The 14,736-nt window shown below is 67.3% G+C and carries 13 protein-coding genes; 6 read left to right on the top strand and 7 right to left on the bottom strand.

Features of this window, described 5'->3' with window-relative positions; translation table 11 throughout:
- Positions 1-8 precede the first annotated feature (8 nt).
- Positions 9-1,319, bottom strand: a complete 1,311-nt coding sequence (locus FRZ44_RS19690) for a type I glutamate--ammonia ligase (protein ID WP_151178781.1) — start codon at positions 1,317-1,319, stop codon at positions 9-11.
- The gene (locus FRZ44_RS19695; protein WP_151178782.1) at positions 1,316-1,603 is read right to left on the bottom strand and encodes a hypothetical protein; all 288 of its coding nucleotides are present in this window, start codon (positions 1,601-1,603) and stop codon (positions 1,316-1,318) included. The genes FRZ44_RS19690 and FRZ44_RS19695 overlap by 4 nt, the downstream gene beginning before the upstream one ends.
- A gap of 105 nt (positions 1,604-1,708) precedes the next feature.
- Here FRZ44_RS19695 and FRZ44_RS19700 point away from each other — a divergent pair, with 105 nt between their 5' ends.
- Entirely contained in the window at positions 1,709-2,482 is a 774-nt protein-coding gene (locus FRZ44_RS19700; protein ID WP_151178783.1) for an MBL fold metallo-hydrolase, read from the top strand.
- Positions 2,483-2,780: 298 nt separating this feature from the next.
- Here FRZ44_RS19700 and FRZ44_RS19705 read toward each other — a convergent pair whose 3' ends face one another.
- On the bottom strand, positions 2,781-3,764 hold the full coding sequence (locus tag FRZ44_RS19705) for a DMT family transporter (RefSeq protein WP_151178784.1): 984 nt from the start codon (positions 3,762-3,764) through the stop codon (positions 2,781-2,783).
- A 25-nt stretch (positions 3,765-3,789) separates the two neighbouring features.
- Positions 3,790-4,977: an MFS transporter gene (locus FRZ44_RS19710; RefSeq protein ID WP_191908203.1), complete on the bottom strand. Its 1,188-nt coding sequence runs from the start codon at positions 4,975-4,977 to the stop codon at positions 3,790-3,792.
- Positions 4,978-5,249: 272 nt separating this feature from the next.
- Here FRZ44_RS19710 and FRZ44_RS19715 point away from each other — a divergent pair, with 272 nt between their 5' ends.
- The 3 genes from FRZ44_RS19715 to FRZ44_RS19725 all read left to right on the top strand — a co-directional run bounded on the left by FRZ44_RS19715 (position 5,250) and on the right by FRZ44_RS19725 (position 8,971).
- Positions 5,250-6,590, top strand: a complete 1,341-nt coding sequence (locus tag FRZ44_RS19715; protein ID WP_151178786.1) for an NAD(P)/FAD-dependent oxidoreductase — start codon at positions 5,250-5,252, stop codon at positions 6,588-6,590.
- A gap of 242 nt (positions 6,591-6,832) precedes the next feature.
- The gene (locus tag FRZ44_RS19720) at positions 6,833-7,996 is read left to right on the top strand and encodes an IS4 family transposase (protein ID WP_151175693.1); all 1,164 of its coding nucleotides are present in this window, start codon (positions 6,833-6,835) and stop codon (positions 7,994-7,996) included.
- Between the two features lie 48 nt (positions 7,997-8,044).
- Positions 8,045-8,971 carry a DMT family transporter gene (locus tag FRZ44_RS19725; protein ID WP_151178787.1) on the top strand — a complete coding sequence of 309 codons (927 nt, stop codon included), beginning with the start codon at positions 8,045-8,047 and terminating at the stop codon, positions 8,969-8,971.
- 7 nt (positions 8,972-8,978) lie between these two features.
- Here FRZ44_RS19725 and FRZ44_RS19730 read toward each other — a convergent pair whose 3' ends face one another.
- Positions 8,979-10,283: a cobyrinate a,c-diamide synthase gene (locus FRZ44_RS19730; RefSeq protein ID WP_318526377.1), complete on the bottom strand. Its 1,305-nt coding sequence runs from the start codon at positions 10,281-10,283 to the stop codon at positions 8,979-8,981.
- A gap of 53 nt (positions 10,284-10,336) precedes the next feature.
- Positions 10,337-11,200 (bottom strand): uroporphyrinogen-III C-methyltransferase, encoded by an 864-nt coding sequence (cobA, locus tag FRZ44_RS19735; RefSeq protein ID WP_407658101.1) that lies wholly within the window; start codon positions 11,198-11,200, stop codon positions 10,337-10,339.
- A gap of 225 nt (positions 11,201-11,425) precedes the next feature.
- Here cobA and FRZ44_RS19740 point away from each other — a divergent pair, with 225 nt between their 5' ends.
- Positions 11,426-12,514 (top strand): cobalt-precorrin-5B (C(1))-methyltransferase, encoded by a 1,089-nt coding sequence (locus FRZ44_RS19740; protein ID WP_151178789.1) that lies wholly within the window; start codon positions 11,426-11,428, stop codon positions 12,512-12,514.
- On the top strand, positions 12,511-13,272 hold the full coding sequence (locus tag FRZ44_RS19745; protein WP_151178790.1) for a cobalt-precorrin-6A reductase: 762 nt from the start codon (positions 12,511-12,513) through the stop codon (positions 13,270-13,272). The genes FRZ44_RS19740 and FRZ44_RS19745 overlap by 4 nt, the downstream gene beginning before the upstream one ends.
- A gap of 239 nt (positions 13,273-13,511) precedes the next feature.
- On the opposite strand, the gene FRZ44_RS19750 is transcribed toward FRZ44_RS19745, so the two are convergent.
- Positions 13,512-14,693: an MFS transporter gene (locus FRZ44_RS19750; protein ID WP_225308356.1), complete on the bottom strand. Its 1,182-nt coding sequence runs from the start codon at positions 14,691-14,693 to the stop codon at positions 13,512-13,514.
- Positions 14,694-14,736 lie beyond the last annotated feature (43 nt).

Raw genomic sequence — 14,736 nt, forward strand, 5'->3', positions numbered from 1 at the left:
GGCGGACCTCAATAGGCGGATCGGTAACGGGCAAAGGCCTGTTCGTCGCCGACCTCGGCCACCATGTCGACCTCCCACCGCTTGAGCGCGACATAGGTATCCAGGAGCTCCTTCGAGAACCAGCCCCGCGCGATGTCGTCTTTCAGCAGCGCCTCCAGCGCCGCTGCAAGCGACGTCGGCAGCGCTTTCACCCCGGCGGCCTCTCGCGCCGCCTCGCTCATCTCCGCCGGATCCACGGTAATGCCGTGGGGACAGGGCAGCTTGCGACGGATGCCGTCGAGGCCGGCCCGAACCATCGCGCCCAGCACCAGATAGGGCGAGGCGACGCCATCGCAGGGACGATATTCGATATTGTGCCCGGTGCGCTTCGCGGTCTCGTCGCCGACGCCCGGGGTCACCCGCAGGGCCGCCTCGCGATTCTGCAGCCCGATCGCACGGAAGCCCGCGCTCCAGTGATGCGGGCCCAACCGGAAATAGGACACCGGCGACGGCGCGGAAATCGCGAGCAGCGCATCGAGATGCTCGAGGATGCCGGCGCAGAAATGCGCGGCCACCGCGCTGAGATTCATCGGCCCCGCAGGATCGTAGGTCCGGTTCTCGCTTTTCCGGTCCACCAGGCTCAAATGGATATGGGCGCCATTGCCGACCGCATCGGGCGCGGGCTTGGGCGTGAACGAAGCCGAAAGACCGTGCCGCCTTGCGATCTCGCGGATCGTCTCGCGCGCGATCAGGCAGGCATCCGCCGCCCTCACGCCGAGCTCCGGCGCGCAGGCCACCTCATACTGGCCAAGCCCATATTCCGGTTCGATCGTGTAGGGCGTGACGCCCGTTGCCGTCAGCGCCGCCTCCAGCTCGGTGAGGAAGTGATTCTGTTGCCGGACCGCCGCGATCGAGAAGGGCGCGGAGGGTTCGAAGTCCGGGCCCGATAGGCTGAACTCATGTTCGAAGCTGGCATAGGTCGTCAGCCCGGTCTCCGCCTCGAGGGCCTCCAGCGCCCCGCGGAAGAAGCTTCTCCCGCAGCATGTCCAGGGCGTCCGCTCGTCGATCCGGCTGTCGCAGATGACGGCGTTGAAGTCGGGAATGTCGCGGTCACCGGGGATGGTGAAGGCCGCCCGGGGATCGGGCACCTGACGGACCTCGTCCATGGGGCCCCAGGGATTGTCGACGATGTTGCCGAAGGCCGTCAGCGCCTGACCGGCCCGCGCCCAGCCCAGCCCGCTGGAAAGCCTTTTTGGAAGGTCGCGGGTAGGAACACCCCGCGTGCGCGTCATCCCCACCAGATCGTGCCAGAGAAGATAGGTGATGCCGGCATCGCTCATGGTCTCGCTGCCCCCTTCGCCGCGCTGTGGTCCGTCACGTTCCGTTCGAAAGCGATATTTCCGGATTCAAATCGCGACAACCGGCCGGTGGCGGTGTCGACGAACCGGCCGTGGATTTCCCCGGCCAGAGTATCGATGAACGACACAGCCGGCACCACGCTATCGAACGGCGAGGCGCTGAAGATCTCGACTCCCGCAGAGCTGCGTTTCCTTCGAAACTCGCTGATTTTCTGGTAACAAATCTGGCATGTATCGTAATTCCTGTCCATTTCCGGCCGCGCCAATGTCTACAATCTGGCCGCTGAGGCAGCCGTCGATTCCCGAGGACCGGCTCATGAAACGCCGCACTGAAATTCATCTCATCGGCTCCACCTAGGAACGCTTCCATCATGGGCCTCGCCATTGCCGACCGCTGGTTCGAGACCGAACGGATCGATGATTCGATCACGCTGCTCTGGGAGCCGCATGTGATCCGGCTCATGCGCTGCAACATCTGGCATGTGCGCGGGCGCGACCGGGATCTGGTGATCGACACCGGCATGGGGATCGTCAGCTTGCGCAAGGCGATGGCGCCGCTGCTCGACAAGGCGGTGACCGCGATCGCGACCCACACCCATGCCGACCATATCGGCAGCCATCACGAGTTCGAGGACTGCGCCGCCCACCGGCTGGAAGCGCCCTGGCTCGAGCGGCCGACGCCGGCAACCCATCTCGTCGTCATGGATCCGAGCGGCCAGCCCGGCGCCGGCATGAGCATCGCCGGCTATGAGATCGGCGATTCGCTGATCACCGCCCTGCCCCATGCGGGCTACAGCCTCAAGAGCTATGTGATCCGGCCGGCGCGCGTCACGCATTGGCTCGAGGATGGCAGCATCCTCGATCTCGGCGACCGGCGGTTCGAGGTGGTGCATCTGCCTGGCCATTCGCCGGGCTCGATCGGCTTGTTCGAGGCGGAGACCGGCGTCTTCTTCTCCGGCGACGCGATCTATGACGGGCAGCTCATCGACGAGCTCTCCCACTCCAACGTGGCGGATTACATCCGGACGATGGAGCGGTTGCGGACACTGCCGGTGACGGTGGTCCATGGCGGCCATCGTCCCAGCTTCGGACGGGCGCGGCTGATCGAGCTCGCCGATGCCTATCTCGAGGCAAAGCGCCGGTAGCGCGCCGGCCGGCATCAGGAAAAGCGGGAGACGACGGCGATGGCGGGCGAAGAATTCTCATGACGGTTGGCTGGCACGATCTTACGGCGGAAGAACAAGCCGCCCTCAAACGCCTGAATCGGGGGCCTTATCCGGAGCTGGCGAAACCCATGGCCGATCGACTGATCTCGTTGGGTCTGGCGCAGCAGCGTCCGGGCGGGGTCGGCATCAGCAGAGCCGGGCGCGAGCTGGTCATCGGCGTGCTGCTCGACGGACGGGGAACCTGACGAAGAGGTGATCGAGCTGGCCGACGCCTATCTCAAGGCGAAACACCCGGCTTGACGACCGTCGCCTTGACGACCGTCGCATTGCTGCGCCGCCGCTCGGTGATCTGGGTGTAGAGCACGCCCAGGAGGATGATCGCGCCGCCGATCAGCTGCTGCCAGCTCGGATAGATCCCAATCCAGATCGTGACCAGCACCGCCGTCACCGGGATCAGGTTCTGATACATCGAGGCCACATTGACGCCGACGCGGCTGATGGCCCAGAGCCAGAGGAAATTGCCGAGGCCGTTCGGGACAAAGCCCAGATAGAACACATAGAGCAGCGGCCAGAACGTCAGCTCCATCCGGATCTGCGCCAGCCCCAGATAATGCAGCGCGACGACGATCAAGGTCAGCTGGACCGCGCCCGGCAAGATCGTGTAGGCGGAGCGCTCGAGATAGGTATAGCCCCTGAGGCGATGCTGGATCGCCAGCGAGAACCAGGTCCAGATCAGATTGGCCGTGACGAGCGCCAGCTCGCCCAGCCCGAAGGTGACGCGGCCATGCTGGCCGGCGGTCACCGCCAGCATGCCGCCCGCCACCGAGAGGACCGCGCCGACGATGATGGCGCGCCGGAGCTTCACGCCATAGAGCGCCTGCGCCAGCAGGGCGGACCCGATCGGGTTCGTGGCCGAGATGATCGCGGCCGAGAGCCCGCTCGACAGGAACACCGCCAAGGTCGTCAGCAGGCAGCAGACCGTGATGCCGACGGTGCTGAGCAGGATGATGTTGCCCCAGGGCAGTCCGCGCCGGATCGGCCAGCGCCGCTCGATGCAGGCGACCATCGAGAGGAGCGCGATCGTGCCGGTGACCTGCCGCCCCGCCGACGCCGAGAACATGTCCCAGTGGCGCAACTGCAGCTCCAGCACCGGGAAGAAGGTGCCCCAGGTCGTCGTATTGAGAATGAGCGCGGCGTTGGCGATGACCAACTGCTTCAGGCTCATGCCCGTCTGCATCTCGCCGACGCGGGTTTCGCTCATGCGCTTGCTCGGAAGCTCCCTCGTCCTACATGCCGCGCGGGACCCATCGCGCCAGCCAGGCGCAATAGATCATGAACAGGCTGACGCTGATGAAGACCGACGGCAGCTCGAAGAAGGTCAGCAGCAGCGAGAACAGCATCGGCGGGATCAGGCCCGCCAAGTCGCGATACATGCTGAAGACCATGGTCATCTCGGGCCGCTCGCGCGTCTTGACCGCCCGCAGGAACGGAATCGACACCACCGAATCGAGCGCCACCGCCGCCATCGCGCTCAGGGCCAGGCAGAGCGTCGACCACCAGGGGAAATGAAAGAAGATCGCGACGCCCATCGTCGTCGTCGCACCGGCGAGGAAAGCCAGGATCAGATGGCGCCGCGCGCCGAGACGCCGCCCGATCCAGCCCATGATCGGGCTGGTGAAGAGCATCGCCGTGCAGCCCGACATGATGACCGCCACCGCGGTATCGCTGCGCCCGACCGCGACCAGATAGACCGGCGCATAGATATAGAAGGTCGACCACCAGGCCTCGCGACCGAAGCTCAGGATCCAGGCCAGCCGCAGCCGGGGTTGGCTGACATAGCGGCGGATATTGGCGATCGGGTTGGTCGAGAGCTTCGCATTCAATGGCAGGGCGGGGCCATATTCCGCGCGCATGCGCCAGAAATAAATCAGCAGCAGCACGGCCGAGCCCGAGCTCAGCAGATAGGTCGCCCAGGGCCCGATATGGTCGTAAAGGATGATCCCGACGCCGGGCCCCAGCGTCCAGCAGGCGGCGGCGAAGAAGGCGCGCAACGGCTCCGAGCGGACGAAGTCCTGCTTCCGGATATAGGCCATGTAATAGAGGTTGAGGCCGTTGAGCAGGCAGGCGGCGGCAAAGGCGCGCAAGGCCATGCCCAGCGCCAGCCCCCAGAGCGTGTGAGTCGCCAGCAGCAGCGGCACGATCACCAGGATCGCCGCCCCCATCGAATAGAGGCGGCGCGGCCGGTAGCGGCGGACGATCCAGGGAATGAGGAAGCTGACCGCGACCGCCGACCAGCCGGTCACGGTGTAGAGCAGGCTCACATCGCGCGCATTCCCCAGCGTGCGCAGCGCCACCAGCGGAATGACCGTCGTCAGTGAGGCCCGCGCCAGCGAGTCGATCGCGAACATCAGCGCGAAGGTGGCGGCGCCGGGCTTTCCGAGGGCTCGGATCCAGGCGGGAAGAGGGGCGGCCATGGGGCGGGGGGACGGTCTGGAGGAAGGGCAGGAGGGTGGCGCCGATGAAACCCCGATGGCCCCCCGGCAAGGCCCCCTTTTAGCGCATTGTTGATCGAGCGGCCAGATCGGTACAGTGCTTTGAAGCAAATACGCTATTCCGGTTTGTCCCCAGCCCTGGGACGCTTTTCCTGCTGGCGTCCCCCAAGCCGCTTGGGGCATATCTGGAGCCCGTTGGCCCGACCGGCCTTCGGCACCCTCGCCGTTCCTCACTCTCTCCCGTGATCCGATCCATGAGCATCAACACCACCGACCTGTCGCGCCCGGGGCAGGCCCATGTCGATTCCTACTGGGCCGTGACCGCCGGCGAGGACGTCGCCGGCTGCGACAAGGTCCAGGGCGACATCGACACCGACGTCGCCATCATCGGCGCCGGCTATACCGGCCTCTCCGCCGCCTATCACCTCGCCCGCGATTTCGGCATCAACGCCCATGTGCTGGAGGCCAACCGCGTCGGCTGGGGCTGCAGCGGACGCAATGGCGGCTTCTGCTCGGTCGGCATGGGCAAGGAAGGGGTCGATGCCTGGATGCGCCGCTGGGGCCGCGAGCGCGCGATCGACAGCTACGACCTGACGCGCCAGGCAGTGCGCCTCGTCGCCGACATCCTGGAGCGCGAGAAGATCGACGCCCAGCGCACGGCCGAGGGCGGGCTAGAGCTGGCGCACAAGCCAAACCGTGTCGATGGCATACGCGCCCATGCCGAACGCATGCAGCGCGATTTCGGCATCGAGTCCCAGTTCCTCGACAAGGCTGCGCTCGCCCGCAACTTCCTCGACAGCCGCGAGGCCTACGGCGCGGTGCTGCATCACGAGGGCTTCGCGCTCCACGCCATGCGCTATGTGCGCGGGCTGGCACGCGCGGCGCAGAAGCATGGCGCGATCCTGCACAACAACTCGCCGGTGATCGGCTGGGAGCGCAAGAGCGGCCAGCATCATCTGCGCACGCCCGGCGGCATCGTGCGGGCGCGCCAGGTGCTGATCGCCACCAACGGCTATACGAACGACACGCTCAACCCCTGGACCTCGGGCCGCCTGCTGCCGGTTCTTTCCAACATCATCGTGACGCGGCCCCTGACCCAGGCCGAACGCGATTCCGTGTCCTGGCAGACCTACTTCAAGATCTGGGACACGCGCCGGCTCCTGTTCTATTACCGGCTGCTGCCCGACAACCGCATCCTGTTCGGCGCGCGCGGCGGGGTCGAGGACAGCCCGGCCGAGCACAGCTACCGCAAGGCCTGGCTCGAACGGCGCCTGCGCGAGATGTTCCCGCCGCTCGACAAGGTCGAGACGGAGTATTTCTGGTATGGCTGGGTCTGCCTGTCCTACGACAAGAACCCGCATATCGGCACGACCGACGACCGAAGCGTCCATTACGTATTGGGCTGCATCGGCCAGGGCGTCGCGCTCTACAGCTTGGCCGGCCGCCTCACCGCGCAGCGAATCGCCGGCGACAGCAAGGTCGACTACGGCGCCCTGCTCTCGACGCCTTTGCCGAAGTTCCCCTTCCCCGCGTTGCGCCGGATCTATCAGCGCGCGGCCTACGCTTACTACGCCTATGAAGACGAGAAGCGCTGAGGGGGCGGGGGAAGGCATTGAGCGAGGGGACACAGACAGAATCTCGTCCCCTCCCCCGCTTGCGGGGGAGGGTCAGGGAGGGGGCTGCGCGGTATCGAAATCGCGTCATCCCCCTTCCTAACCTTCCCCCGATCCGGCAGGGCTGTCCGGGGAATGAGTCGATAGGTCGCGGGCGCATGCCCGGTTTTCCGGAGGTTTTCCGGGTACTTTCTGGTTGTCGAGACTCAGAAAGGGAACCGGGCATGCAGTACATGGGTAGCATCTTCGTGAGCCTGCTGAAACCCATCGATCGGCGTCAATTCCGCACGCTGGTGGAGCGCCACGACGGCGATGCCTACGACAAATCCTTCAAGAGCTGGGATCATCTGGTGGCGCTGATCTACGCCCAGCTCAGCCACGCCAAGAGCCTGCGGGGGGTGGAGGCGGGTTTCAACGCCAACTCCCAGCATCACTACCATCTGGGGGTCGGGAAGCTGGTTCGTTCGACCTTGTCGGATGCCAATGCGCGCCGTCCAGTGAGTGTGTTTGCGGGGCTGTTTGGCACGCTTTCCCAGGAGGTGGATCGGCTGGCTCGCCAGGAAGGGAACGAGATGCTGCGTTTGATCGACGCCTCGCCGATTCCGCTGGGCAAGGTCTGCGCCTGGGCGGACTGGAACGGCCGGATCCGCGGCATGAAGATGCATGTCGTCTACGATCCCAAGGCCGATCGCCCCTGCTCGGTCGAGGTCACGCCGGCCACCATCAACGACATCGAGGTGGGCCGGCGCGTGCCGATCGAGGCCGGAGCCACCTATGTCTTCGACAAAGGCTATTGTCGCTACAGTTGGTGGTGCCAGATCGACGCCGCCGAGGCGGTCTTCGTCACGCGCGCGAAGTCCAACATGCGCTTGCGCGCCACCAAGCGGCGCAAGCTCCGGAAGATTGTCGGCGACGGCTTCAGGATCATCGACGACGCCGAGGTCCGCCTCGTCAGTAAGGGCGATTCCAAGCTGGCGATCCGGCTGCGTCGGATCCGGGTCCGGCGCGAAAAAGGCGGCGTCATCACCCTCATCACCAACGATATGACCCGCTCGGCCGTGGAAATCGCCACCCTCTACAAGACCCGGTGGCAGATCGAGCTGCTGTTCCGCTGGATCAAGCAGCATCTCGATATTCGCAAGTTCCTTGGCAACAACGAAAATGCCATCCGGCTGCAGGTCCTCGCCGCCATGATCGCCTATCTGCTCCTGCGCATCGGCGCGCGCCTCCACAGCGTGAAAATCCCCCTCCTGCGACTGGCCGAACTCGTCGGCCAGTCGCTCTTTACCAGGAAAACCTTCCACCGTATCGATCGCCCGCCGCCCGTCAATCCAAGCAAGCCATCTCCCAAAGTCCCAGCCAACCAGATGGCGTTCTGTTATGCATGAGTTTCCCCGGACAGCCCTGCCGATCCGGGGGAAGGGACCGGAAGCGCGATGACCGCGCCCGTTCTTGCCGTCACGCACGCGCCCTGGCGCCGCCTCGCGCTGCCGCTGTTCCTGCTGCTCGTCATGGGCATCGCCTGGGGCGGCAGCTTCTCTCTGCTGCGGATCGCGCGCATCGACGGCGCGTCGGGCTTCGGCATTGCCTTCTGGGAGGGCTGCGGCAGCGCCATTCCGCTGCTGCTGCTGATGCTTCTTACCCGTCAGAAGCTCCCGCTCGATCGGCGCTCCCTCGTTTTCTACGCGCTCAGCGGTTTCTTCGGCATCACGATTCCCGGCAGTACTCTGTTCTTCGCCGCGCTGTTCCTGCCCGCCGGCATCGTCTCCATGTCGAACGCATTGGTTCCGCTGGCGACCTATGCTTTCGCCCTGATCATCGCACTGGAACGTTTCACGGTGCCGCGCGCCTTCGGGTTGCTGGTGGGCTTGGCGGGCGTGCTGCTGGTGCTGCTGCCCGAGACCAGCCTGCCCGATCCCGGCATGGCCCATTGGGCCCTCCTCTGCTTCGCGGCCTCGATCTCCTACGGCGTGCAGAACATCTATGTGGCGAAAGCAACCCCGCGCGGCATGAGCTCGCTCGCCATGTCGGCGGGCACGCTCGTGGGCGGTGGCATCCTCGTCCTGCCGATCGTCGTCGCGACCGATGGGTTCTTCTCGATGATGCCGCCCTGGGGGCAGGCGCAATGGGCGGTCGTCGGCATGATGACCGTCAATTCGAGTTGCACCGTGGCCTTCTTGTGGATGATCCGGACCGCCGGTCCGGTCTTCACCTCGCAGTGCGCCTATCTGGTGGTGCTGTTCGGCATGCTCTGGGGCATCGTGATCTTCGGCGAGAGCCATAGCGGCTGGATCTGGGCCGCGCTCGCCTTGATGGTGACGGGCGTTTTGCTGGTGAGCCTGCGGCAGCGCCGCGCGCCCTGATGCCGCCTCAAGCGGCGCGATCGATCAGATGCACGAAGGAGCCGAAGACGCCGCCGACGCGCTGGCCGGCTGAACCGAGCTCCCGCCCCCGCGCATCGCTCGCGTCGAACAGCGGCTCGGTGCCGGCCTCGCTCAGGACGCGGGCATAGTGGAACTCATGGCCGCGGAACCTGCTGCCGGCAACACCGATCGGCAGCGTTTCGCCGCGCAACGTCACCGCGCGATATCCCAGATGGAGCCGCCGCTCGGCGAAGGACGTCTCCAGCGGCAGCAGCCCCGCCATCGGTTGGCGCCGGCCCTCGGCATCGACCAGCCCCTGCCCCAGCAGCATATAGCCGCCGCATTCGCCGTAGATGGCGGTGCCCCGCTGCGCCGCGACCCGCAGACCCGTCATGAGTTGCTGATTTTGCGCCAGCCGGCCGGCATGGAGCTCGGGATAGCCGCCCGGCAGATAGATCGCATCGGCCGACCGGTCGGGACCTTCTCCCGCCAGCGGCGAAAAGACCGAGAGCGAGGCGCCGCGCTCGCGCCAGTCCCGCAGCAGCGCCGGATAGGCGAAGGCGAAGGCCGCGTCGCGTGCCACCGCCACATGCTGACCCAGGGGCGCGATGAAGCTGTCGGCGCCGATACGCGCGCTGAGATCGCGCGCGGGCCGTGCCAGCGCCATCACCGCCGCGAGATCGATCTGGCGTCCGATCTCGTCCGCGGCATGCTCGATGAAGCCCTCGAGATCGCCATGCTCGCCCGCCTGCACCAGCCCGAGATGGCGCTCGGGCAGGCTCAGGGATTCGTCGCGGCGCACCATGCCCAGGACGGGCAGGCCGATCGGCTCCAGCGCCTGCGCCAGGATCGAGGCGTGCTCGGCGCTGCCGACGCGATTGCAGACGATCCCGGCAATCTCGACATCGGCGCGGTGATCGCGGAAGCCCCGCGCCACGGCGGCAATCGACGCGCCCTGTCCGCGCGCATCGACCACCAGCAGCACGGGCCAGCCGGTCAGCGCGGCGAGATCGGCGGTGGCGCCGCTGCCGTCGGCCGCACCGTCGAAGAGGCCCATCGCCCCTTCGGCGACGATGAGGTCGTGCTCCGCCGAAAGCCGCTCGACCAGGCTTGCGACCGTGCCGGCGCGCATGGCCCAGAGATCGAGGTTGAGACAGGGCCGCCCGAGCGCGGCGCTGTGAAAGGCGGGATCGATATAATCGGGGCCGGTCTTGATGGCGGCGACGGATTTCCCATGGCGCGACAGCAGCCGCAGCAGCGCCATGGTGAGGACGGTCTTGCCGCTGCCCGAGGCGGGCGCCGCCAGGATCACGCCCCGGCCGCGACTCCGAATGTGAGAGGTCCCTTCCATCGGACCCGAGCCCGTCAGGCGCTTTCGGTCCGGCGGCGCGTGCCGAGCGGATCGGCCGCGAGCACGCGGCCCTGGGCCGCGCCCAGCCAGTCGAGCGCTGCGCGCAGCCGCACCACCTCGCCGATAACGACCATCGCCGGCGGCTCCAGCCCGGCCGCCTCGGCATCGGCCGCGCAGCGCCCGAGCGTGGTCTCGAGCACCGTCTGCTCGGGCAGGGTCGCGCGGCAGACGATGGCGGTCGGCTCGTCCGCGCTGCGACCGCCTTCGATCAGGAGGGCCGCGATGCGCTCGATATGTTTGAGCGCCATATAGATCACCAGCACCGGCGAGCTCTGCGCCAGCGCCGCCCAGTTCACGGAGTCGGGCACGTCGCCGGTGGCGTCATGGCCGGTGACGAAGGTCACGGCCGAATTGGTCTCGCGATGGGTGACCGGGATGCCGGCATAGGCGAGCCCGCCGATTCCGGCCGAAATGCCGGGCACGATCCGGAAGGGAATCTTCGCCGCCACCAGCGCCAGCGCTTCCTCGCCGCCACGCCCGAACACCATCGGATCGCCGCCCTTGAGCCGCAGCACGCGCTTGCCCTCGCGCGCCAGCTGGATCAGCCGCAACGAGATGTCGGGCTGCTTGACCGAGGGCTTGCCGCCGCGCTTGCCGGCATATTCGAGCTCGGCGCCGGGACGGGCCATGGCCAGAATCGCCTCGCCCACCAGCGCGTCATAGACCACGACATCGGCCTCGCCCAGCGCCTTGGCGGCCAGGAGCGTGATCAGCCCGGGATCGCCCGGGCCGGCGCCGACGAGCCAGACCCAGCCCGGCTCGAGACTGGGAAAATCCGGCCGGCGCATGGTGATTTCGGGGGACGACATGGCCCGCATCATGCCGTTCCGGGTCCGGTCGCGACTAGTCAAATCAAGACGTCCATTTCCGGAATAGCGCCGCCGGGCGAGGCCGGCCAGGCGTAAGGCTGGCCGCCCCCCGGTTCCGGTCCCGATTCGTTGAAATAGGAGCTGATTGGCCCATCAAGCCGGTACGGCTCGATGCGCGGAGGCTCTAGGATAAGCCCATGCGCCGGAACCCTTTTGGTTGCCCACAGGATCCCCATGGCCCGTAAGCCCGACGGCCCCTTGCGGCGCGGCTGGACCACGGGCGCCTGCGCCACGGCGGCGACGGCGGCCGCCTTCGAAGCGCTCCTGACCGGCCATTTCCCCGATCCCATCGAGATCGCGCTGCCCAAGGGCGAGCGCCCCTCGTTCGCGCTGGCCCATCAGAAGCGCGCGGGCGAGGTGGTCACCGCCGGCATCGTCAAGGACGCGGGCGACGATCCCGACGTGACCCATGGCGCGCTGATCCTCTCGAGCGTGCGGGCGCTCGGTCCCAACACCGGCCTGCGCTTCAAGGCCGGGCGCGGGGTCGGCACCGTCACCAAGCCGGGGCTGCCGATCCCGCCCGGCGAGCCGGCGATCAATCCGGTGCCGCGGCGCATGATGACCGAGGTCGTCCAGGCGATCGCCGCCAGGTTCGGCGGCCGGCCCGATCTGGAGATCACCATCTCGATCCCGCAGGGCGAGGAGATGGCGCGCCACACCTGGAATCCGCGCCTCGGCATTCTCGGCGGGCTCTCGATCCTCGGCACCACGGGGATCGTGCATCCCTTCTCCTGCTCGGCCTGGATCGCGTCCATTCATCGCGGCATCGACGTGGCCCGTGCCAGCCATCTCGATCATGTTGCCGGCTGCACCGGCTCGACTTCGGAGGATGGGGTGAAGAAGCTCTACGACCTGCCCGACTTCGCTTTCATCGATATGGGGGATTTCGTCGGCGGCATGCTCAAATATCTGCGCGACCATCCGATCCCGCGCCTCACCATCGGCGGCGGCTTTGCCAAGCTGGCCAAGCTCGCCACCGGGGCGATGGATCTCCATTCCGGCCGCAGCCAGCTCGACCGCGCCGCGGTCGCGGGCTGGCTTGCCGAGCTCGGCGCCGATCCGGCCCTGATCGAGAAGACCAGGATCGCCAACACCGGCGCCGAGATCCTGGAAGAAGCACAGGCGCGGGGGCTCGCCCTCGGCGAGCTGGTGGCGAAACGGGCGCGCGACCAGGCGTCGGCCGTGGTCGAGGGCAAGGTCGCGATCGAAGTCGTCGCCTTCGATCGCGCCGGCGCCATCGTCGGCCGCGCAGGCTTCGCATGAGCCTCCAGATCCTCATCCTCGGCGGCACGGGGGATGCCGCGAGGCTGGCCGCGGGCATCAATGCCGATCCGAAATTCTCGGTGACGACCTCGCTCGCCGGCCGCACCGACAATCCGAAGAAGCTCGCCGGCAAGGTCCGTGTCGGCGGCTTCGGCGGCATCGCCGGCCTGATCGACTATCTGCGCGAAAGCAAGGTCGACGTGCTGGTCGATGCCTCCCATCCGTTCGCGGCGCAGATCCGCCGCCACGCCATGGCGGCCGCGACCAAGGCCAATGTCCCGCTGCTTCGCCTCGAGCGCGCCGCCTGGGCCAAGATGCGCGGCGACCGCTGGCATGAGGTGGAAGATCTCGCGGAAGCCGCGAAGCTCGCGCCCAAGCTCGGCCATCGCGCCTTTCTCACCGTCGGCCGGACGGAGCTCGCCTCCTTCAGCGGTGTCGCCGGGGTTCATTTCCTGGTGCGGCTGGTCGATCCGCCCTCGGCGCCGCTGCCGCTGGCCGATTTCGAGATCATGCTCGAGCGCGGGCCCTTCGACGAGACCGAGGAGCTGCAGCTGATGCGCGTGCGCCATATCGATCTCGTCATCGCCAAGAACAGCGGCGGCGACGCCACCTACGGCAAGATCGCCGCCGCCCGCGAGCTCAAGGTCCCCGTGATCCTGCAACGCCGCCCCGCGCTGCCGCCGGGCTACGCGCCCGCGGCGATGGTCGAGACGGCGGAAGCGGCGATGGAGTGGCTGGATCGGTTCGCGCGGGATTGAACCGGATTCCTTTCCTCTCCCTCACGAAGCGAGGGAGAGGGTTGCGAAGAGTTAGGCCGCGGGCGAGGGCCCGCTGTTTGTTTAATGGCCGGCGGAGCCGGCACGCGAAGCGGAGACTTACTCGAAGCTGGGTGAGGTGACCTTCCTTGCTCGCACCGCACCCCTCACCCTCCCATCGCAAGCGCGATGGGGCCCTCCCTATCTCCACAAAGTGGGGAGAGGATTGGAGAGACGGTAATTCACCTCAACCTTCTCAACCGAACCATCGCCACGATACCGAGCGCCGGTCCGATTGCGAGCCCGGCGAGCACCGGTGGCCAGCCGAACTTCGCCGCCAGCACCGGCGTGATCTGCACCGTCGCGAAGGTCAGCGCGAAACCCAACGCCGTCTGGAAAGTCATCAGGCTGCCGGCCTGCTGCGGCGGCGAGGCGTCGGCGACCAGCGCCGAGAACTGCGCCGAATCCGGAACGATGGTGAGGCCCCAGACCACGACGATCGCGAAGGTGATCCAGACGGGCCCGCCGAAGGTCGCGGCGGTCGCCAGCGCGGCGGCGCCGCTCAGCGCCATCGCGACGATGGTGACTTCGGCCTTGCCGATCCGGTCCGCCACCGAACCGGCGAAGGCGCAGGCGAGACCGCCAGCGCCGATGGCGACGAAGGCTGTGAGCTTGGAAAGCCGCAACGCGTCCGCCGCCGGCAGTGTGGCGCCATAGGAAGCCGCCGTGGCCGCCGCGATCCAGGCCCACATGGCGTAGAGCTCCCACATATGGCCGAGATAGCCGGCATAGGCGAAGCGGACGCGCCGGTTGGTCCAGGCCGTCGCGATGGCGCTGGGATCGAAGCGTGTGGCCCTGCCGTGATAGGGTCCGAGCGACACCGTGAGACAGAGCAGGCCGGCCGCGACGGCAGCCATCGAAGCGATCATCACCGTCACATGCCAATCCTCGCCGCCGGCAAGTGCGATCAGATGCGGCGAGGCCGAGCCCAGCGTGAGCGCACCCACGAGTCCGCCGACCAGGAACCCGCGATCCTTCTGTCCCCAGCCGACGGCGATCTTCATGCCGACCGGATAGACACCGGCCAGGAGCGCGCCCGTCGCGACACGCGCGGCGATGGCCGGGACGCTGCCCGGCACCAGGACCAAGAGGCTCGCATTGGCGATTCCGGCACAGATGGCCGACACCGCGAAGACGCGGCGCGGATCGTAGCGGTCGGCCAGCCCCAGGATGGCGGAAGCGAGCGCGCCGAGGACGAAGCCCGCCTGGACGCCGCTCGACAGCGCCGCCTGGCGGAAGGGCGACAGGGCCGCCTCGCGCAGCATGTCCGGCAGGACCGCGGCGGATACGAACCAAAGGCTCATCGCCGCCACCTCGGCAATCAGCAGCAAGGAGACCGAGCGAAATTTCTGTTGCGAAGACAAGATCGGCGATCGTTCCCCGGAGCGCGTGACGTCGCGATACTCG

The sequence above is a fragment of the Hypericibacter terrae genome (assembly GCF_008728855.1).
Lineage (GTDB): Bacteria > Pseudomonadota > Alphaproteobacteria > Dongiales > Dongiaceae > Hypericibacter > Hypericibacter terrae.

Excerpts from the sequence above, each read along its gene's own strand:
- FRZ44_RS19745 (WP_151178790.1), top strand. The coding sequence starts at position 12,511 with ATGAGCCTCCAGATCCTCATCCTCGGCGGCACGGGGGATGCCGCGAGG.
- FRZ44_RS19720 (WP_151175693.1), top strand. The coding sequence starts at position 6,833 with ATGCAGTACATGGGTAGCATCTTCGTGAGCCTGCTGAAACCCATCGAT.
- FRZ44_RS19705 (WP_151178784.1), bottom strand. The coding sequence starts at position 3,764 with ATGAGCGAAACCCGCGTCGGCGAGATGCAGACGGGCATGAGCCTGAAG.
- FRZ44_RS19715 (WP_151178786.1), top strand. The coding sequence starts at position 5,250 with ATGAGCATCAACACCACCGACCTGTCGCGCCCGGGGCAGGCCCATGTC.
- FRZ44_RS19710 (WP_191908203.1), bottom strand. The coding sequence starts at position 4,977 with ATGGCCGCCCCTCTTCCCGCCTGGATCCGAGCCCTCGGAAAGCCCGGC.
- cobA (WP_407658101.1), bottom strand. The coding sequence starts at position 11,200 with ATGCGGGCCATGTCGTCCCCCGAAATCACCATGCGCCGGCCGGATTTT.
- FRZ44_RS19740 (WP_151178789.1), top strand. The coding sequence starts at position 11,426 with ATGGCCCGTAAGCCCGACGGCCCCTTGCGGCGCGGCTGGACCACGGGC.
- FRZ44_RS19690 (WP_151178781.1), bottom strand. The coding sequence starts at position 1,319 with ATGAGCGATGCCGGCATCACCTATCTTCTCTGGCACGATCTGGTGGGG.
- FRZ44_RS19725 (WP_151178787.1), top strand. The coding sequence starts at position 8,045 with ATGACCGCGCCCGTTCTTGCCGTCACGCACGCGCCCTGGCGCCGCCTC.
- FRZ44_RS19700 (WP_151178783.1), top strand. The coding sequence starts at position 1,709 with ATGGGCCTCGCCATTGCCGACCGCTGGTTCGAGACCGAACGGATCGAT.